Raw genomic sequence first — 14,906 nt, 5'->3', positions numbered from 1 at the left:
AGGCAACGTCTTCGCATGCGCACAATGACGACTGGTCTTCCCGGGTCGGTCCGGGGTACGACAGCGGTCGAACTTCACCCCGACCTCGCAGCCTGAAAGGGAGGACACCCGTGCCCGCATCGCCCGCTACTGCATCGCTGACTGGCAAGACCGCTCTGGTGACCGGCTCGACCAGCGGTATCGGCCTAGCCATTGCCGAGGCCCTGGCCGGTGCCGGCGCGAACGTTCTGCTCAACGGCTTCGGACCCGCCGAGGAGATCGAGGCCCAGCGCAGCCGTCTGGCCGATACCTACGGGGTCGAGGCCGCCTACGACGGCGCCGACATGTCCGATGCCTCCGCCATTGAGGGCATGGTGGCCGACGCCAAGGCGCGTTTCGGCGGGATCGACATCCTGGTCAACAACGCCGGAATTCAACATGTCGCGTCGGTGGAGGACTTTCCGGTCGACCGCTGGGACGCCATTATCGCCATCAATCTGACGGCCTGCTTCCACACGACCCGTCTGGTCGTCGCGGACATGAAGGCCAAGGGCTGGGGGCGCATTCTCAATGTCGCTTCGGTGCATGGTCTCGTGGGCTCGGCCCAGAAGTCGGCCTATGTGGCCGCCAAGCACGGCGTTATCGGTCTGACCAAGGTCACCGCGCTGGAGACGGCCACCAGCGGCGTGACCTGCAATGCGATCTGTCCCGGCTGGGTTCTGACCCCGCTGGTCCAGAAGCAGGTCGATGCCAAGGCGGCCGAGCAGGGCCTGAGCCAGGACGAGGCCAAGCGTCAGTTGGTCTGCGAACGCATGCCGAGCGAGCGATTCGTGACACAGGAGCAGATCGGCGGCGTGGCCCTGTTCCTCTGCTCACCGGCGGCCGACAACATGACCGGTGCTTCCCTGCCGGTCGACGGTGCCTGGGTGGCGCAGTAGGCTCTGCGCGAGGCTATGCGCGAGAGGGGGCGTTTCAGGCCCAGATCTCCATCGCCAGTCCGCGGCTGTCGCGGCCGGAAGCCCCCGCAAGCCCGTCCAGCGGCAGGGCTTTCGCCTTGCCGTCGAGGATTCGTCTGGCTGCCAGAGCGCAGACGGCGGCGTCGATCAGGTCGTCGAGCTGCACTTCCTTGCGCGGAAACTGTCGATCCCAGCCGGCCTCCACCGCCAGCCCAGCCTCGGCCAGGAGCTGCAGACGGATCTTCCGTCCCTCAGGCGTCTTCTTCGAGGGCAGCAACAGCCCACCGGCCAGTCGGTGGAAGACCACTTCGGGGTGAACCTCCCGCACCCGCGTCTGATCCTCGGGGGTCAGGGCGCTGTCCACCTCGGCCACCTTGGGCAGGATGAACCAGGCCTGTTTGCTCAGGCCGCTGCCGTCTGTCTTGCTCCAGGCGTTGGCGCCCGGATAGTCGGCCGGCAGGTAGCGGATCTGGGGGCGCCGCAAGTCTAGAAAGACGCGGCTGCGCGCGCCGGGCGGCAGGGCGGCCCGCGCCGCCAGATCGCAGGCCCTGCGTCCGCTGTCCGGCAGCCCTATGGGGATGTCGATGGCGATTTGCCGTGCGCCGGCCAGATCGCCCGTCGTGACGGCAGCCTGAGAGAAGTGGCGAAGTAATTGGAAGCGGGGCGCGGACCCGGGGCCAAGCCAGGCGGCGACGATCCAACCGGCCCGGCAGCCGTCTAGCCCCAGCGTCAGTATCTCGCCTCGAACGATCGGTCGTCCCCTGCCGGTCTGTTTCGACGCCTCAGATTGGGCCGGTTTCGGTCGCTCCGGCAAGACGGACGGCGGATGTCGTTGCGTCGCGTCCGCGTTCCGTCCGTCGCATAAAGGCTTTCGCACTGGCTGTAGTGACGGGCGATGGCACAATGACAGGTCATAATCGGGATCTGGAGCGTAATTCTTGATGAGATCCCTCTGAATAGGCAAATCGAGCCACTAAACTGCCACAGCGAATTTTTCTTTCTCAAAGAAAAAAGTTCAGTGTTGCCAGGCGCGTTAACCATTCGTTAGTATAAGGTAACTATGATCGCTTCTGTCATCGACGTGCAGCCGGAGTGGGCCGCACCCTCCGATGACCGGATGTAAGATCCGTTCCTTGTGACGCCTCCCTGTTGACTTGCCGCCGGTTCGCCGGCGGCTTTTCTTTTGTGCGCTGTTCCAGCGGTTTATGACTCATTTTCGCCTTTTGACCATAACGAGTCCCTTGACGCCTTGCTGCACCCTGCTAGAGTCCCGGCCGGCAAGTTGACAGGGAGCCGCCAAAAGAAATCGGAGGGCCGCAACCGCGAGGTTGAACGGCCCTCCTTTCTTTTTAAGCCTAGGGCTGAAAACGCCGTTGATGCCTCCCGCGGATGCTCCAGAAGCCCCAGCCGGGCTCCCTGCCAGCCGGACTCGCCCTGAGGGTCGCTTCACGCACTTCAACCCTTGCCGTCGCCAGGGGTGTGGCCTTTTCTCGACGCCGACCCCCAAGGCCCTATAGGCTCCCGCCGACCCGACGTCCGGCAAAGGAAGCCTGTTATGGCCGACCCCAAGTTCCTGAAGTTCGATACTCTGGCCCTGCATGCCGGTCAGCAGCCGGACTCCACCTTCGGTGCGCGCGCCGTCCCGATCTACCAAACCACCTCCTACGTCTTCCGCGACAGCGACCACGCCGCCAGCCTGTTCAACCTGGAACGGCCCGGCTACATCTACAGTCGGATCGGCAACCCGACCGTTGCGGTGCTGGAGGAACGGATCGCCGCCCTCGACAAGGGCGTGGCGGGGCTCGCAGGTGCGTCGGGCCATGCCTGCCTCTGGCTGCTGATCGCGACCTTGATGGGGCAGGGGGGGCACATCGTCGCCTCGCGCTGCCTCTACGGCGGTTCGATCAACTTCTTTCTGCACACGGCACCGCGGTTCGGGATCGAGACCACGCTGGTGGACCCGCGGGACCCGAAGGCTTTCGAGGCGGCGATCCGGCCCGAGACCCGCCTGATCTTCGGAGAGGTCGTCGGCAACCCGGGGCTGGAGGTCATGGATCTGCCGGCGGTCGCGGAGGTCGCCCGGCGTCACAAGCTGCCGCTGGCCATCGACAACACCTTCCTGACGCCTGCGCTCTGCCGACCGATTGAGCTGGGGGCTGACCTGGTCATGCACTCGGCCACCAAGTGGATCGGCGGCCACGGCATCGCCATCGGTGGTCTGCTGGTCGACGGTGGCCGCTTCGACTGGGAGGCTTCGGGCAAGTTTCCGACCCTGACCGAGCCCTACGCGGGCTACCACGGCATCGACTATGCCGAGGAGTTTGGCCCGGCAGCCTTCGCCATGCGGGCGCGGACCGAGGGCCTGCGGGACTTCGGTGCCGTGATGGCGCCGCAGACGGCCTTCTATCTGCTGCAAGGCTTGGAGACTCTGCCGCTGCGCATGGAACGGCACCAATCCAATACGCTGAAGGTGCTGGAGTTTCTGCAGTCCAGCGAGCAGGTCGCCTGGGTCGCGCACCCGGCCTTGAGCGACCATCCGGATCACGCGCTGGCGGCGCGTCTCCTGCCCAAGGGCGCGGGCTCGATGGTCGCCTTCGGCATCAAGGGCGGCCGGGCGGCCGGGCGTATCTTCATCGAACGGCTGCAGCTTGCCAGTCATCTGGCGAACGTCGGCGATGCCAAGACCCTGGTGATCCATCCGGCCAGCACCACCCATTCCCAGTTGACGCCGGAGGAACTGACGGCCAGCGGTGTCGGTGAGGATCTCGTCCGCCTGTCGGTCGGCCTGGAAGATCCGGAGGATATCGTCGCCGATCTGAAACAGGCCCTGCGGGCGGCCGTGAAGGAGGCAGGCTGATGCAGATCACGGTCGAGGGGCGAGAGGTCTTCGCGGCGACCGGCGGGCGCCCCTTCGATCCGGCGCTGCCCTGCGTCCTGCTGGTTCACGGCGCCGGCATGGACCACAGCGTCTGGGCGCTGCAGAGCCGCTACCTGGCCCATCGCGGCCGGGCCGTCCTGGCCGTGGACCTGCCGGGTCACGGCCGCTCGGACGGCGAAGCCCTGACCGCCATTTCGGATTTGGCCGACTGGCTGATCGCGCTGCTGGACGCCCTGGGCGTCGGGCAGGCCGCTCTGGCCGGACATTCCATGGGGGCCTTGGCCTGTCTGTCCGCCGCCGCGCGCCATCCGCAGCGGCTCAGGGCCTTAGCGCTGCTGGGCGTGGCGCCGAAGATGCCGGTTCACCCGGACCTTCTGGCCCTGGCTGCGGCCGACGACCACAAGGCGCTGGAGCTGATCGACGATTGGGCCCACGGCCCGCGCGCCCATCTGGGCGGCCATCCGGCGGCCGGCACCTGGCTGCTTGGCGGCGGCGAGCGCCTGCTGGAGCGAGCACGGCCCGGCGTGTTGCATCGCGATCTTGCGGCCTGCGATACCTATGCGGACGGGCCGGCCGATGCCACGCGCGTGCGCTGTCCGACCCGCCTGATTCTCGGGGCCGACGACAAGATGACGCCGGCGAAGGCGGGCAGGAAGCTCGCCGACATGATCGAGGGCGCGGCTGTCGCGACCATCCCGAGCTGCGGCCACATGATGATGACGGAACAGCCCGACGCGACGCTGGACGCCCTTAAACGAACGGTGTAGCGGTCACCTCTCTGCTGCGTCCTCTGCCGTGTCCTCTGCCGGAGCGCGATCCTGCGCCAAGAGGCCAGACATCATCGCCTCACCGCCATTCGGAGTTCCCGACCTGTGTCCGAAGACCTCGCGCCGCCCCAGTCCCGTGCCGGCTATCCGCACTTTCTGCAGATCCCGACACGCTGGATGGACAACGACATCTACGGCCACGTCAATAACGTGGTCTACTACAGCTACTTCGACACGGTGATTAACGACTACCTGATTGCCCGTGGCGGTCTGGACATCCATGCCGGATCGGTGATCGGCATCACGCCCGAGACCCACTGTAACTTTCGGGACTCCTTCACCTTTCCCGAAACCGTCGAGGCCGGTCTTGCGGTTGGGCGCCTGGGCGGCCGCTCCGTGCGCTATCTGATCGGGCTGTTCAAGCAGGGGGCGGACACGCCGGCGGCGACCGGGCACTTCGTCCATGTCTTTGTGGAACGCGCCAGCATGCGACCGGTCGAACGCATGCCGGACTCCCTGCGGCAGGCCTTGGAAGCGCTGCGCATCGACTGAGCGGGCGGCGCGTTACGCCGCGCGGACCTTCTCCACGAAGCCTTCGAGTTCGCGGGTCAGAAGCTCCGCCTGTTGCGACAGGCCCTGGGCGGCCGTCAGGAGGTTGTTGGCGGCCTTTCCGGTTTCGCCGGCCGCGGCGTCCACCTGCTCGATCTTCTCGGCCACCTCCGCCGTTCCGCTCGAGGCTTCCTGAACGTTACGCGCGATTTCCTGGGTGGCCGCCTGCTGCTGCTCGACCGCGCTGGCGATGGAGGTCGCCAGCTCGCTGATTTCGCTAATCACGCTCACGATCTCGCCGATGGAGGCCTCGGCCTCGCTGGTCGCCGTGCGCACGGCATCGACCTCGCCGCCGACCTGGTCGGTCGCTTTCGAGGTTTCTCCTGCAAGATTCTTGACTTCGGAGGCGACCACGGCGAACCCCTTGCCCGCTTCGCCGGCGCGCGCGGACTCGATGGTGGCGTTCAGGGCCAGCAGGTTGGTCTGCTCCGCGATCTCGGAAATCAGACTGACCACGTCGCCGATCGATTCGGCCTTGGCGGTCAAGGCCTGCATCGCCTCCGTTGTCGCCTTAGCTCGCTCGACGGCCTGCCCGGCGCTGCGGTTCGATTGGTCCACCGTGACGGTGATTTCCCGGATCGAGGAGGAGAGCTGCTCGGCGGAGGCCGCGACGGTCTGGACGTTTGCCGAGGCTTCCTGGGTCGCCGCCGCCACGGCGGAGGCCTGACCGCGTCCTTCTTCGGCCGTCCGGTTGAGAGTCTGGGCGCTCGACTGCATCTCCTCGGCGGCAGTGGAGAGACTGCCGACGATCCCGCGCACGCTGGCCTCGAAACTGTCGGCCAGTTCGTTCATCGTCCGGCGTTTCTCCTCGGCCTGGCGAGCATCCCGCTCCTCGGCCTCTCTGCTCAACCGCTTGGCTTCGATGGCGTTTTTCTTGAACACATCCATCGCGCCGGCCATCTCGCCGATTTCGTCCTTGCGGCCGCGGGCGGGAATCTCCGTGTTCAGGTCGCCGCCGGCCAGCCGATGCATGGCGGCCGTCATGCTCTTGAGGGGACGGACGATGCTGCGGCCGATGAGCAAGGCGAGCAGCGCTCCGATGACGGCGGCCGCGAGAGACAGGCCGATCGACAGCTGGGTCGAGACGGCGGCCCGCTGTTGCACCTTCGATTCGACCGCGGCTTCTTGAGCCGTAGCTGCCTGCTCGATCTCGAACAGATTCGTGGCCAGACGGATTCCCGTCACGCCGATGACCTGCCGACCCAGGCGGTTGCCTTCCTCGGCCAAGTCTTTGAATTCCAATAGACCTTCGCGGTAAGCCGCGAGCGGTTCGATTTGAGCGGAGATCGCTTCTCGCCGCTCGCTCGTTTGCGCGAAGCGTACGGCATATCCCAGCAGCTTCTCCGTCTCGGCGAGCTGCGTCTCCGTTTCGGTCAGATCTTCGGCCCGTTGCAGCTCGACGAAACGGCCGGTGTAGTCGCGCGTGAGCAGAAATGCGGTGAGGCTACGGCTGAGCGCCTCCGCCGTCGAATGGTCCGTGTTGTCGCGGGCTTCGCGCACCATCGGGATCAGGGCCGTGCGCAAGGCATCGCCGCCGGCTCGCAGCGTGCCGTCACGCACCTCGTTGCGTGCCTCGCGCACCTTGGCCAGTTCCTCGAAGCCGTTCCAATAGGCCTCGGCTCCGCTCTCGATTTCGGACAGGGCGTCGCGCAGCTCCGGTGTCGTCGCACTCTCCTGCTTGGCTGCGATCGTTTCCTGCAGCGCGCCGTACAGCCGTTCGGCCTGCCTGAAGCGCTGCGGCGTGTCCTTGGCCGCATATTCATGAACGACCACCCTCAGGGCCATGAAGGCCGAGGCGATGTCCGCGGCGTCCCGGGCGGCGGCGCCAGCCGTCGCGTTGGTCCCGATCTCCTGTTCCAAAATATTGGTCGTCCAGACGGACTTGCCGCCCAGCGCGACGAGCAACAAGAGAATCACTGCGAATCCCCCGGCCAGGCGCAGGCCGATCGAGGGGGACGGAAGGGTCTTCATGGCCTGATCTCCACCGAGAAACCTATAGGGCGAGAAACCGCATAGGGCGAGAAACCGCGTAGGGCGAACTGCCGACGACTGTTCAACCGGAAGAAACCTGAAGGATGAGGGTTAGCAAATCTCTAAAGTCGCACGGACTGGAGGCCAATTCCGCCGTTGCGTGTGCGGGTTCGTTCGGCTCTGCACACTCAAGTTGTTCAGGGTTGCCTTGCCCTCGCCAAATAGGCGGAAAAGACGCGCCCTGGTTCTCGGCCGCTTTAGCGTGGTTCGCTGAGCAGGCCCTTGACGATCGCGTAGCAGGCAAGCAGCAGCACGATCGCAAAGGGCAGTCCCGTCGAGACAGTGGCCGCCTGTAGGGCCGCCAGGCCGCCGCCGAGCAGCAGGGCGATGGCCACCAGACCCTCGAAGGTGCACCAGAAGACCCGCTGGGAGACCGGGGCGTTGACCTTGCCGCCGGCGGTGATGGTGTCGATCACTAAGGAGCCGGAGTCCGAGGAGGTCACGAAGAAGACGATGACCAGCACCACCGCCAAAACGGAGGTGATGGAGGCCAGCGGCAACTCGGACAGCATGCCGAAGAGCGACAGTTCCGGGGAGTAGGAGATGATCACGTACTCCTTCACGGCGCTCGCTTCGTTGGCGATCACCTGCTCGATAGCGGTGCCTCCGAAGGCCGTCATCCAAAGCACACCGACCAACATCGGGATAATCAGCACGCAGATCAGGAATTCCCGGACGCTGCGGCCTCGGCTGACTCGTGCGATGAACATGCCGACGAAGGGCGACCAGGAAATCCACCAGGCCCAGTAGAAGGCGGTCCAGCCCTGGCGGAAGCTGTCGTCGCTGCGTCCGACCGGATTGGACAGGGGGACCACGTCGCGCAGGTATTCCAGGATGTTCTGGAAGAACCCGGTCGCGATCGCCAGGGTCGGGCCGGCGACGATGACGAAGAGCAGCAGCAGCGCGGCGAGGCCCATGTTGATCTCGGACAGCACCTTGACGCCCCCGTCCAACCCCCGCAGCACGGAGATCAGGGCGACCGCCGTGATGCCGATGATCAGCACGATCTGCACGTTGACGCTGATGGGGATGCCGAAAACGAAGTCGAGCCCGGCGTTGGCCTGTTGCGCGCCGAAGCCGAGCGAGGTGGCGAGACCGAACAGCGTGGCGAAGACCGCCAAGATGTCGATGATGTGTCCCGGCCAGCCCCAGACCTTCTCCCCGAAGATCGGATAGAAGATCGAACGCACGGTCAGCGGCAGGCCCTTGTTGAAGGTGAAGAGCGCCAGCGCCAGGGCGACGACCGCGTAGATCGCCCAGGGGTGTAGGCCCCAGTGATAGATCGTGGCCGCCATGCCCATCGCCTTGGCGGCCGCCAGGTTCTCCTCGATCAGCGTTCCGTCTTCCGCGAAGGGAGAGGGGACACCCAGCGGCTCCGACACCGCCATGTGATAGACCGGCTCCAGCACGCCGAAGAACATCAGGCCGATACCCATGCCCGCGGCGAACAGCATAGCGAACCAGCCGATGTAGCTGTATTCGGGCGTTGCCTCCTGTCCGCCCAGGCGGACCTTGCCGAGCGGCGAGACGATCAAGGCGAGGCAGACGAGAACGAAGATGTTGCCGGCGGTCAGGAAGAACCAGTCCAGGCTGGAGGTCAGGGTGCCGCGGATGTCGTTGAAGACCGGGCCGACCTCGTTCTGGAAGGCCAGCGTCAGCACCACGAAAGCGACGATCACCAGACCGGAGACGAGAAACACCGGATTATGGATGTCCAGTCCGAAGGGCCCCAGGTTGGTTTGGATGTTGTCCTGACCGATCTCGTAATCGGTCTCGATGACGTCTGAGGCGCCTTCCGGCGCGGGGACGTCGGCGGCTTCATCCGGCGCCGGAGTGCCTGTCTCGCTCATCTCGGAACTCCTGTGCTTTCCTGTCCTTCTGCGTGCCGACGTCCCGCTTCGGGGCGCCGGTCTCTCGGGGCGCCGTTCTCTCGGGGCGTCAGCGAACGACGAAGACGGAGACGTCGCTGTGCGAGGCGACGTAGCCGGCATTCGAGGTCAAGATGTGCTCCGGCAGTCCGGGGACGTGAGAAGCCATGATAACTAGGTCCGCTCCGATCTCGTCGGCCGTCTTCGTCAGCAGCTTGTAAAGGTCTCGAGTCGGGTCGTGACTGAGGACGGACTGTGTGGACGCCTCGAAGCCGCCCTCCTTGGCCTTGGCCTCGCCGAAGGCGGCCAGCTTGCTCGCATACTCTTCCGGCGTGTGGGCCACCGCATCGGGTGTCGAGGCCGTGACGCCGACATAGCAGATCGGAATCTTGTAGTGTCGGGCCAGATCGGCGGCAGTATTCAGGGCCTTCTCGAGTCTGTCTGCGTGAGCCAGATCGACCGGGACCATGATTTTCTTATACATTGAGGCCTTTCCGCAGTCCGCTTCTCCTTCGCCCGCTCTGCCGTTCGTTCAAACCGCAAAGTGCCTCGTCCGAGAGACTTCGGGTGCGAGCGGCCTTTCGGCAGTTGTCGCGGCCGACGACCGGACGGCCGACTTGACGACAGTAGAAGAGCGACTGCAGGATGACAACTCCCCATGGGAATTGCAAACAGCCTCTCAAGTAATTTCTCAGATCTCGCGGGGGGAATTAATCCTAGGTCCGAAATGATCGGTCAGCATTCCTAAGCGAATAGATGAACCGGCGGTCTGGTGAAGCGCCGGCTATTCTTCGATGCCGAGCGCGCGCTTGTAGAGCTCCAGCAGATGCTCCTGCTCCTGCCGGTCGGCATGGTCCATTTTCCGCAGCTTGATGACCTGGCGCATGATTTTGGTGTCGAAGCCGGTGCCTTTGGCCTCGGCGTAGATCTCGCGGATATCCGCGCCCAGGGCCGTGCGTTCCTCTTCGAGCCGCTCGATGCGCTCGATAAAGGATTTCAGACGATCCGCTGCTACGCCACCGACGTCGCTCATGGGCTGTTGTGCTCCTGCTTGCTGTAAAGGTGCGGGCGTGAAGAGCGGCGGACCTTAGCGAGGGCGGCTCGATGCCTCAACGGCCCGCGCTCCGGCGCAAAGCGGGGAAGCTGTGGATAAAACTAAGATGCGGGTTGGTCTCATACGACCTGGAAGCCGTGGGCGTAGGGATCGCGAGGCTCTACGAAGAGGGTATTGAGCCCCGTTATGCGCGCCCAGCCCTCGATCGAGGGCGCGATGGCGGGGCGCCCGCTCACTTCCGCCGTCGCTTCCACCCGGCCGATGAAAAGGCTGCCGATGATGCTTTCGTGCCGGAAGCTGTCGCCGACCGCCAGCTCGCCGCGCGCCGCGAGCTGCGCCATGCGCGCGGAGGTACCGGTTCCGCAGGGGCTTCGGTCGATGGCCCGCTGCCCGTAGAAGACGGCGTTGCGTCCGTCCGCACCGGGCTGTCGGGGGCGGCCGGTCCACATCACGTGACTGACGCCCCGAATGGTCGGGTCCTCGGGATGCACCATCTCGACGGCCGCGTTGACGCGGCGCCGCAGCTCGGGCGACAGCCGCAGGACGTCTGCAGGGGCGAGGGCGTCCAGACCCGCGAACGTTCCGCCGGCCCGCGTCTGCGGCTCGACGATGGCGTAGAAGTTGCCGCCGTAGGCGATGTCGAGCCGTAGGCGGCCAAGCTCCGGGCAGTCGACCTCCAGGCCCTCCAACGCCAGGAAGCTAGGCACGTTGGTGATCCGCACGGCCTCCACCAGGCCCCGCTCGTCCAGGCGATAGTGCGCCTCGACGGGGCCGGCGGGGGTTTCCAGGCGCAGGCGTCCCGGCTCGCGCGGTTGGACCAGTCCGCGCTCCAGGGCAAAGGTCGCGGCGCCGATGGTGCCGTGGCCGCACATCGGCAGGCAGCCGCTGGTCTCGATGAAGAGGATCGCCGTGTCCGCGCCCTGTGCACGGCCGGAGTCAGTCGGCGGATAGAGCAATGCACCAGACATCATGTCGTGGCCGCGCGGTTCGAACATCAGCGCGGTGCGAATCCAGTCGTAGCGTACCAGAAAGTTCTGGCGTTTCTCGCTCATGTCGGCGCCCTCCAGCGGCGGTCCGCCGGCGGCGACCAGCCGGACCGGATTGCCGCAGGTATGACCGTCGATGCAGAAGAAGGTGTTGGGCGCGAGCGGTTCCATCTCCGCCATTGAGGCCGCTTCCGCGGCAGCCGTCAAATGCAGCCATAGCGTGCCGCCCTTTTCGCTGCTCGCCGGCCTGTTGCCTCGCCGAAAAGGCCGTTATAGTCGCGCGCCATGCCTGACGGAGAGACACCGCGCGGCGCCGTCGATCTGCGTCTTCTGACGCGCGATGAGCCGCCTCCCTTCACCGTTCTGAACGCCAGCGGCGCCGCGCCGCTGGTGATCACCTGCGATCACGCCTCCAACCGCGTGCCGGAGGCGCTCGGCGATCTTGGTCTGAACCGGGCCGAGCTGGCGCGGCACATCGCCTGGGACATCGGCGCAGCCGAGGTCACGCGCCGGCTGGCCAGTCTGCTGGACGCGCCGGCGGTGCTCTCGCACTTTTCGCGCCTGGTGATCGACCCGAACCGGCGGGTCGACGTGCCGGCCTCCATCCCGCCGATCAGCGACGGGACAGAGGTGCCGGGCAACCGCCATTTGAGCGATCGCGAGATACGACAGCGCCGCGAGCAGCTCTTCGCGCCCTACCACGCGGCCTGCGAGCGGATGATCGAGGCGAAGATCGCCGGAGGCATCCGGCCGGCTCTTATCTTCCTCCATTCCTTCACGCCGGTCTTCGCGGGGGAGGAGCGCTGGATGGAGGCCGCGATCCTTTGGGATCGGGACGACCGGCTGCCGCGCCCCCTGCTGGAGGGGCTGCGTGCCCGGGGGATCGCGACAGGCGACAACGAGCCCTACAGCGGCCGTTCGACCGAGGACTACAGCCTACATGCCCACGGCGATGCGCGCGGCCTGCCGCATGTCCTGATCGAACTGCGCCAGGACGTGATCGATACGAAGGCCGGGGCCGAGCGTTGGGCTGAGACTCTGGCGGAGATCCTGCGGCCGCTTCTGACCGATCCAGCCACCTTCAGGTCCCCTTAGCCGGAGCCTTCGCCGGACATGACTGCGCTCGTCGAACCCACTTTCACCGTCGGTATCGAGGAAGAGTACCTGCTGGTCGATCCGGAGAGCCGCGATCTGGTGGTAGAACCACCGGCCGGTCTGATGTCTGCGCTGGAAGACGTACTTGGCGAGCGGGTCACGCCCGAGTTTCTCCAGTCTCAGGTCGAGATCGGCACCAGCAAGTGCGCCTCTATACGCGAGGCGGCGACTGAGCTTCGGGAGTTGCGCGGCAAGGTGGCCGACGTGGCGCGCGCCCACGACTTGGCGCTGCTCGCGGCCTCGACCCATCCCAAGGCCGACTGGGACCGCCAGAAGCATACCGATAAGGAACGCTACAACCTGCTGGCCCGCGATATTCAGGCGCCGGCCCGCCGCCTGGTGATCTGTGGCATGCACGTGCATGTCGGCCTGGACGATGACAATCTGCGCATCGATCTGATGGGGCAGGCCGCCTACTTCACGCCCCATCTGTTGGCGCTTTCCACCTCCTCGCCCTTTTGGCGCGGGCGCAACAGCGGCCTGAAGTCCTATCGCATGGCCGTGTTCGACGAGCTGCCGCGCACTGGCCTGCCCGCCCAGTTCGATTCCTGGGGCGAGTATCAGCGTCACCTGCAGGTGCTGGTCGACGCGGGTCTGATCGAGGACGGCTCCAAGCTCTGGTGGGACGTCCGGCCCTCCTGCCGTTTTCCGACCCTGGAGCTGCGGGCCCCGGATATCTGCACCCGTGTCGACGACGGCCTCGCCGTGGCGGCGATCTACCTCTGTCTTCTGCGCATGCTCTGGCGGCTGAAGCGCACGAATCAGCGCTGGCGGCGCTATTCCAACATGCTGATCGGCGAGAACCGCTGGCGGGCGATGCGCTATGGCATGGACGAGGGGCTGGTCGACTTCGGCAAGGGCGCGGTGGTGGCCTACGCCGATCTGTTGGAGGAAGTCCTGGAGCTGATCCGGGAAGACGCCCTGGCGCTGGACTGCCTGGACCTGTGCGAGGCGGCGCGGGACGTGATCGAGCGCGGCACAAGCGCCGATCGTCAGATCCGGATCTACGACGCGGCGCTTGAGGAGGGCTTGGAACGTGGCCAGGCGCTCGACCGCGTGGTCGACTGGCTGATGGAAGAAACCGTTGCAGGTCTGGATTCCGAGCACACATAAGCCGAAACACCGGCAAGACCCAGAAAGGGAGAGAGCGATGGACGAGCAGACCCGCACCGAACTGGAGGCCGCAGCCTTCCGCGCCCTGCGCGATCACCTGCGCGAACGCACCGATGTCCAGAACATCGATCTGATGAATCTCTCGGGCTTCTGCCGGAACTGCCTGTCGCGCTGGTATCAGGAAGCGGCCAACGAGCGCGGCATCGAGATGGACAAGGCCAAGGCGCGCGAGGTTGTCTACGGCATGCCCTACGACGAGTGGCGCGCCAAGCACCAGACCGAGGCCAGCGAAGAGCAGAAGCAGGCTTTAGCGTCCAGCCATCCCGGCCACTGAGAGCTGGGGGGCTAGGTAAGGCGTGCGCCCTTGAAGCCTTCGGCCGCGACGGCCGAGCAGAGATCGTGCCACTGGCAGCCGGAACAGGCGGTTCGGACTGTTCCGGCTGCGAAGCTCCCGCGCAGGTGCTGCGTTGTTTTTGCCGACAGACGGATCGTCTTGCCGGTCGGCAGCGGTTCGTCCAGCAGGCGGCTCAAGTCCTCCAACGCCTGTGCATCGCGACGCCGCACGCTGTCGCGTAGGCAGTGCGGTTGCTCCGTTTGAAGGCACTGCTGCTCTGACAGGTTCGCCGTCAGCGGCGCGCAGATGTCGTCCGGTCCCTCGACCAACAGGATCTCTTCGCCGGCCGAGGCCCGCGCGGCGATCGCGTCGAAGTTGGCGATGAAAGCCGGGCTGTAGCCCTTGCCGACATAGGTCAGCAGACAGAGCAGATGGTGGTGCCGCAAGCGCAGGGTCATCGCGGAAGAGCGGCGTGCAGCACCCTGGGGAGCCTCAGATGAGCGGCGCGCTCGGTCGGCGGTAGCGCTGTGCCGCCTGCAGACAGGCCGCCGCCAGCGCCGACTTCAGGACCATGCCGAGCAGGAAGGGCGTCAGTCCGACGGCGGCCGCCTGGGTCCAGCCAAGTCCGATGGCGCTGGCCAGCCAGGCGACGCCGGGGGCGAGGATCGCAGCATGCCCCAATAGCATCACCGCGAAGGCGGCCAGCGGATGCCGCGCAAACCCGCGCTCGGCCAGCCAGCCGACGATCACGGTCGCCAAGGCGAAACCGAAGAGATAGCCGGCGGTCGGACCGACGAAGTGGATGAAGCCGGCGGCCCCGCCGGCCAGGACGGGCAGGCCCATAGCGCCCTGCAGCAGGTAGGTCAGCACCGTCGCGCCGCCCAGGCGCCAGCCGTAGAGCGCACCGATCACCACAAGGCCGAAGGTCTGCATGGTCATGGGCACCGGCACCATCGGCACCTCGATCCAGGAACAGGCGGCCAGGAACAGGCTGCCCGCCAGCACCAGGAAGACACGTCTTGCCCAGGATCCTCCGCGCAACCAGGCGAGTGCCGTGCCTAGGGGAGCGGAGGTGTCTGTCGCGACGCTGTTCATGGCTTCGATCTCTTTCACGGTGACTCAAGGACTGCACGACAACTTATAAAGGTGCGGAGCCTGTTCTCAACGTCGAAAGTG

General features: G+C 65.9%; 15 protein-coding genes. 7 read left to right on the top strand and 8 right to left on the bottom strand.

Annotation, left to right across the window (positions count from 1 at the left end):
* The first annotated feature begins 110 nt into the window (after positions 1-110).
* Positions 111-917 (top strand): 3-hydroxybutyrate dehydrogenase, encoded by an 807-nt coding sequence (locus ACO054_RS10610; RefSeq protein ID WP_421706542.1) that lies wholly within the window; start codon positions 111-113, stop codon positions 915-917.
* Between the two features lie 34 nt (positions 918-951).
* On the opposite strand, the gene ACO054_RS10605 is transcribed toward ACO054_RS10610, so the two are convergent.
* Positions 952-1,749 (bottom strand): DUF429 domain-containing protein, encoded by a 798-nt coding sequence (locus ACO054_RS10605; RefSeq protein WP_421706541.1) that lies wholly within the window; start codon positions 1,747-1,749, stop codon positions 952-954.
* Positions 1,750-2,490: 741 nt separating this feature from the next.
* On the opposite strand from ACO054_RS10605, the gene ACO054_RS10600 reads away from it, so the two are divergent.
* The 3 genes from ACO054_RS10600 (at position 2,491) to ACO054_RS10590 (ending at position 5,132) form a co-directional block, all read left to right on the top strand.
* Complete coding sequence (locus ACO054_RS10600; RefSeq protein WP_421706540.1) at positions 2,491-3,792, top strand: O-acetylhomoserine aminocarboxypropyltransferase; 1,302 nt, start codon at positions 2,491-2,493, stop codon at positions 3,790-3,792.
* Positions 3,792-4,580, top strand: a complete 789-nt coding sequence (locus ACO054_RS10595; RefSeq protein ID WP_421706539.1) for an alpha/beta fold hydrolase — start codon at positions 3,792-3,794, stop codon at positions 4,578-4,580. Before ACO054_RS10600 ends, ACO054_RS10595 begins: the two co-directional genes overlap by 1 nt.
* Before the next feature lie 105 nt (positions 4,581-4,685).
* Positions 4,686-5,132 carry an acyl-CoA thioesterase gene (locus ACO054_RS10590; RefSeq protein ID WP_421706538.1) on the top strand — a complete coding sequence of 149 codons (447 nt, stop codon included), beginning with the start codon at positions 4,686-4,688 and terminating at the stop codon, positions 5,130-5,132.
* Positions 5,133-5,144: 12 nt separating this feature from the next.
* Here the strand turns inward: ACO054_RS10590 and ACO054_RS10585 are convergent, their stop codons facing one another.
* The 5 genes from ACO054_RS10585 to ACO054_RS10565 all read right to left on the bottom strand — a co-directional run bounded on the left by ACO054_RS10585 (position 5,145) and on the right by ACO054_RS10565 (position 11,308).
* Positions 5,145-7,160, bottom strand: a complete 2,016-nt coding sequence (locus ACO054_RS10585; protein WP_421706537.1) for a methyl-accepting chemotaxis protein — start codon at positions 7,158-7,160, stop codon at positions 5,145-5,147.
* A gap of 257 nt (positions 7,161-7,417) precedes the next feature.
* The gene (locus tag ACO054_RS10580) at positions 7,418-9,070 is read right to left on the bottom strand and encodes a BCCT family transporter (protein ID WP_421706536.1); all 1,653 of its coding nucleotides are present in this window, start codon (positions 9,068-9,070) and stop codon (positions 7,418-7,420) included.
* A gap of 88 nt (positions 9,071-9,158) precedes the next feature.
* A complete protein-coding gene (locus ACO054_RS10575; RefSeq protein ID WP_421706535.1) occupies positions 9,159-9,572 on the bottom strand; it encodes a universal stress protein in 414 nt (137 codons plus the stop codon).
* 300 nt (positions 9,573-9,872) lie between these two features.
* Complete coding sequence (locus ACO054_RS10570) at positions 9,873-10,121, bottom strand: DUF2312 domain-containing protein (RefSeq protein WP_421706534.1); 249 nt, start codon at positions 10,119-10,121, stop codon at positions 9,873-9,875.
* Positions 10,122-10,261: 140 nt separating this feature from the next.
* Complete coding sequence (locus tag ACO054_RS10565) at positions 10,262-11,308, bottom strand: 4-hydroxyproline epimerase (RefSeq protein ID WP_421706533.1); 1,047 nt, start codon at positions 11,306-11,308, stop codon at positions 10,262-10,264.
* 105 nt (positions 11,309-11,413) lie between these two features.
* Here ACO054_RS10565 and ACO054_RS10560 point away from each other — a divergent pair, with 105 nt between their 5' ends.
* Genes ACO054_RS10560 through ACO054_RS10550 form a run of 3 tightly spaced genes read left to right on the top strand, consistent with a single transcriptional unit; the run spans position 11,414 to position 13,730 of the window.
* On the top strand, positions 11,414-12,223 hold the full coding sequence (locus tag ACO054_RS10560) for an N-formylglutamate amidohydrolase (protein WP_421706532.1): 810 nt from the start codon (positions 11,414-11,416) through the stop codon (positions 12,221-12,223).
* An 18-nt stretch (positions 12,224-12,241) separates the two neighbouring features.
* Positions 12,242-13,396: a carboxylate-amine ligase gene (locus ACO054_RS10555; protein WP_421706531.1), complete on the top strand. Its 1,155-nt coding sequence runs from the start codon at positions 12,242-12,244 to the stop codon at positions 13,394-13,396.
* Between the two features lie 37 nt (positions 13,397-13,433).
* Complete coding sequence (locus ACO054_RS10550) at positions 13,434-13,730, top strand: DUF1244 domain-containing protein (RefSeq protein WP_421706530.1); 297 nt, start codon at positions 13,434-13,436, stop codon at positions 13,728-13,730.
* 11 nt (positions 13,731-13,741) lie between these two features.
* Here ACO054_RS10550 and ACO054_RS10545 read toward each other — a convergent pair whose 3' ends face one another.
* Both ACO054_RS10545 and ACO054_RS10540 read right to left on the bottom strand, forming a co-directional pair.
* Positions 13,742-14,188 carry a DUF1284 domain-containing protein gene (locus ACO054_RS10545; RefSeq protein WP_421706529.1) on the bottom strand — a complete coding sequence of 149 codons (447 nt, stop codon included), beginning with the start codon at positions 14,186-14,188 and terminating at the stop codon, positions 13,742-13,744.
* 34 nt (positions 14,189-14,222) lie between these two features.
* Entirely contained in the window at positions 14,223-14,825 is a 603-nt protein-coding gene (locus ACO054_RS10540) for a biotin transporter BioY (RefSeq protein WP_421706528.1), read from the bottom strand.
* Between the last annotated feature and the right edge of the window lie 81 nt (positions 14,826-14,906).

It is taken from the genome of Algihabitans sp. (assembly GCF_965226985.1).
In the GTDB taxonomy this organism is placed as follows: Bacteria; Pseudomonadota; Alphaproteobacteria; order Kiloniellales; family DSM-21159; genus Algihabitans.
The sequence above is the reverse complement of the archived record's forward strand: the minus strand, read 5'-3'. Positions and strand labels throughout refer to the sequence as shown.

Coding starts and splice junctions, on each gene's coding strand:
- ACO054_RS10600 (WP_421706540.1), top strand. CDS start 2,491: ATGGCCGACCCCAAGTTCCTGAAGTTCGATACTCTGGCCCTGCATGCC.
- ACO054_RS10595 (WP_421706539.1), top strand. CDS start 3,792: ATGCAGATCACGGTCGAGGGGCGAGAGGTCTTCGCGGCGACCGGCGGG.
- ACO054_RS10585 (WP_421706537.1), bottom strand. CDS start 7,160: ATGAAGACCCTTCCGTCCCCCTCGATCGGCCTGCGCCTGGCCGGGGGA.
- ACO054_RS10580 (WP_421706536.1), bottom strand. CDS start 9,070: ATGAGCGAGACAGGCACTCCGGCGCCGGATGAAGCCGCCGACGTCCCC.
- ACO054_RS10575 (WP_421706535.1), bottom strand. CDS start 9,572: ATGTATAAGAAAATCATGGTCCCGGTCGATCTGGCTCACGCAGACAGA.
- ACO054_RS10570 (WP_421706534.1), bottom strand. CDS start 10,121: ATGAGCGACGTCGGTGGCGTAGCAGCGGATCGTCTGAAATCCTTTATC.
- ACO054_RS10565 (WP_421706533.1), bottom strand. CDS start 11,308: ATGGCGGAGATGGAACCGCTCGCGCCCAACACCTTCTTCTGCATCGAC.
- ACO054_RS10560 (WP_421706532.1), top strand. CDS start 11,414: ATGCCTGACGGAGAGACACCGCGCGGCGCCGTCGATCTGCGTCTTCTG.
- ACO054_RS10555 (WP_421706531.1), top strand. CDS start 12,242: ATGACTGCGCTCGTCGAACCCACTTTCACCGTCGGTATCGAGGAAGAG.
- ACO054_RS10550 (WP_421706530.1), top strand. CDS start 13,434: ATGGACGAGCAGACCCGCACCGAACTGGAGGCCGCAGCCTTCCGCGCC.
- ACO054_RS10545 (WP_421706529.1), bottom strand. CDS start 14,188: ATGACCCTGCGCTTGCGGCACCACCATCTGCTCTGTCTGCTGACCTAT.
- ACO054_RS10540 (WP_421706528.1), bottom strand. CDS start 14,825: ATGAACAGCGTCGCGACAGACACCTCCGCTCCCCTAGGCACGGCACTC.